Annotated in this window: 3 protein-coding genes; 2 read left to right on the top strand and 1 reads right to left on the bottom strand. The window is 60.7% G+C overall.

Going from position 1 to position 3,295, the window contains the following annotated elements:
• The coding region (fruA, locus tag AAC083_RS13800) for a PTS fructose transporter subunit IIBC (RefSeq protein WP_108536890.1) at nt 1-1,500 on the top strand (1,500 nt) is incomplete at its 5' end.
• Nucleotides 1,501-1,603: 103 nt separating this feature from the next.
• Here the strand turns inward: fruA and AAC083_RS13795 are convergent.
• On the bottom strand, nt 1,604-1,855 hold the full coding sequence (locus AAC083_RS13795; protein WP_108536889.1) for a DUF1289 domain-containing protein: 252 nt from the start codon (nt 1,853-1,855) through the stop codon (nt 1,604-1,606).
• A gap of 150 nt (nt 1,856-2,005) precedes the next feature.
• Between AAC083_RS13795 and mltA the strand changes: the two genes are divergently transcribed.
• Nucleotides 2,006-3,157 carry a murein transglycosylase A gene (gene mltA / locus AAC083_RS13790; RefSeq protein WP_108536888.1) on the top strand — a complete coding sequence of 384 codons (1,152 nt, stop codon included), beginning with the start codon at nt 2,006-2,008 and terminating at the stop codon, nt 3,155-3,157.
• Nucleotides 3,158-3,295 lie beyond the last annotated feature (138 nt).

The following is a 3,295-nucleotide window of genomic DNA, read 5'->3' as shown; positions in this document are numbered from 1 at the left end:
CGGGTTTATCAGGGGAGCATGGATCTCGCCCTGCAGGATCCCGCCGCCTTGCTGGAAGCTGCCACCAGCGGTGCCAGCCTCTATCGCCATCAAGCCGCGCCTGCTGCTGCCAAACCGGCCGCCGCTGGCAAGCGCATCGTGGCGGTGACAGCGTGCCCGACCGGGGTGGCCCACACCTTTATGTCGGCAGAAGCGCTGGAGACCATGGCCAAACAGCTGGGTTATCAGATCCGCGTCGAGACCCAAGGCTCGGTCGGTGCCCAGAATGCCCTGACCGTCGAGGAGATTGCATCCGCCGATCTGGTGTTCCTCGCCACCGATATCGAGGTGGACATGGCCCGTTTCGACGGCAAGCCGGTCTATCGTACCAGCACGGGCGCGGCGCTCAAGAAAACCCGTGCCGAGCTCGACAAGGCGTGGAACGAGGCGACACTGTACCGCCACAGCGGCGTCAACCAGCCCAAGAAAGAGGAAAAAGCAGGCCCCTACAAGCATTTGCTGACCGGCGTCTCCTTTATGCTGCCGATGGTTGTCGCGGGCGGTCTTATCATCGCGCTCTCGTTCGTGTTCGGGATTGAAGCGTTCAAGGTAGAAGGCACCCTGGCCGCCGCCCTGATGCAGATCGGTGGCGGCTCGGCTTTTGCCCTGATGATCCCGGTGCTGGCCGGTTACATTGCCTACTCCATTGCTGACCGTCCGGGTCTCGCGCCCGGCATGATTGGTGGTATGTTGGCAAGCTCGCTGGGCGCCGGTTTCCTTGGCGGTATCGTGGCCGGTTTTCTGGCCGGTTACAGCGCCAAGTACCTGAGTGACAAGGTGCGTCTGCCGGTGACCCTGGAAGCGCTCAAGCCCATCCTGATTATTCCGCTGTTTGCCAGCCTGTTTACCGGTCTGGTGATGATCTACGTGGTGGGTGGTCCGGTGGCTGGCATCATGAATGCCATGACCGAATTCCTTAATAATATGGGCTCTGCCAACGCCGTGCTGCTGGGTGTCATTCTCGGCGCCATGATGTGCTTTGACATGGGCGGTCCGGTCAACAAGGCGGCCTATGCCTTTGGTGTGGGTCTGCTGGCCTCCAAAACCTACGCCCCGATGGCGGCTGTGATGGCGGCCGGTATGGTACCTGCACTGGGGATGGGGATCGCGACCTTCCTGGCACGCACCAAGTTCATCAAGGCGGAGCAGGAAGCGGGTAAAGCCTCCTTTGTGCTGGGTCTGTGCTTCATCTCCGAGGGGGCCATCCCGTTTGCCGCCAAGGATCCGATGCGCGTCATCCCGGCCTGTATGGTCGGCGGCGCCCTGACCGGTGCGCTCTCCATGCTGTTTGGCTGCGAGCTGATGGCCCCCCACGGTGGCCTGTTCGTGCTCTTTATTCCCCACGCCATCAGTAACGTCATGCTGTATATCGTGGCGATTGCGGCAGGCTCGCTGTTGACCGGTGTCTCCTACGCCATGCTCAAGCGCGGTGAAGCGCAGGGCAAGCTGGCGACGGCCTGAGTGGTGCAACGTAAATAAATGCAATTGTTGACAAGGCGGCCTGCGGGCCGCTTTTTTGTGGCGGATGAGAAAGGGATAAAAGAGGGGGGATAGTGGGGAAAAGTCAAAAGTCCCAGCCGGCCTGCTCTTGCTCACTGGCCTGGATGGCCTCTTGTGTCTTGCGACGAGCAGCGTCCACCCGGGCCTTGCGACCACGGCACAGGCGTATCACCTCCTGCTGCTCGGTGGGGGTCATGGTGAGCCAGTTGAAACGCTCCTCCCGGTTGCGCAGGCAGCCCTTGCAGTAGCCCTTGTTGTTCACTTCGCATACCCCGATGCAGGGGCTCTGCAGCGGGAAGATCTCGAGCTGTTCCATCCATGGCCTCTCACACCTTGTTACCTTGTTATAACCCAGAAGATCCCCTTAGGAGAAATCTGTTGCCAAGGGGCTGATGGCGTTTGCTTTCCCCCTGCAAATTTGGCATCTTCCCCGCCAAGCATGAGGCTTGGTGTTACATGAGGACATATGAATAAACATGCGTACTGGCTGACCGCCGCAGTGCTGGGGCTGGCCGGTTGTGCGGGCAACTCTGAGCAAGCACCGGTGCCCAAGAAGAAACCCGATGCCAGATGTTTTCTGAACTGCGAGGTGCCGGTCAATCTGGGCAAGCAGTATCTGGACGGCCCCCTGCCGGATGATCTGGTGCGGGTAGAAGGTGTCAACAGTCTCCAGCACGCTGACTTCAGTAAGTTTGGTCCCCAGAGCCAGCTGGTGCTGGAGCGTTCCGGCAAGATGACCCGTCGCTATGGCGAGCTTTATAGCCAGCTCTCCCGCTGGGTGGCCAATGGCGGCAACCCGGCCCATATCACCCAGTACGGCATCAGCCTGGCCCAGATGGGTGGCGCCGATCGCATGGGCAACGTGCTGTTTACCGGTTATTACTCGCCGGTACTGGAGGTGCGTCATCGCCCGGATGCCAAGTACAAGTACCCCATCTATGCCATGCCCAAGTGCGGTGGCCGTTGCCCGAGCCGGGCCGAGATCCATCAGGGGGCCCTGGCCAACCGTGGGTTGGAGCTGGGTTACAGCAAATCCCTCATCGACAACTTCCTGATGGATGTACAGGGCTCAGGTTTTGTCCACTACGGCGATGACGATCGGCTGCAATACCTGGGTTACAGCGGCAAGAATGGTCACGGCTACGTGAGTATCGGCCGGGTGTTGATCGACCGGGGTGAGGTGCCCAAGGAGAAGATGTCCATGAAGGCCATCAAGGATTGGGCCAACAGCAAACCGGAGGAGAGCGTCAAGGAGCTGGTGGAGCAGAATCCTTCTTATGTCTTCTTCGAGCGTCGTCCCACCAATGACGTGATCGGGGCGGCCGGCATTCCGTTGCTGCCGCTGGCGGCCGTGGCGACTGACAAGACCCTGCTGCCGATGGGCACGCCGATCCTGGCGGAAGTCCCCTTGCTCGACAAAGAGGGTAACTGGACCGGCAAACATCAGCTGCGGCTCCTGATCGCACTGGATGTGGGGGGCGCCGTGAAGAAGGGGCACCTGGATCTCTACCATGGCATGGGTGAGGAGGCCGGTGTGGCCGCCGGTCACTATAAGCACTTTGGCCGGGTCTGGAAGCTGGGCCTGCACCAGGGGCCCACCGCCGCCCCCTGGCTGTGAGTCAAGCCAGATAGCCGCAATAAAAAAGCCGCCGGAGTCAAATCCGGCGGCTTTTTGTTTGGCAACGCGTGTGGTGCTTGCTGCGTCAGCTTTTCCTGATGTCCAGCCGGATGGCACCAACCGGTTTGCAGCAGCAGG

Origin of the sequence: Aeromonas sp. HMWF014 (genome assembly GCF_963878295.1) — a bacterium.
GTDB classification, from domain to species: domain Bacteria; phylum Pseudomonadota; class Gammaproteobacteria; order Enterobacterales; family Aeromonadaceae; genus Aeromonas; species Aeromonas popoffii.
Note: the sequence above shows the minus strand (reverse complement) of the source record. Positions and strands in the feature narration are given on the sequence as shown.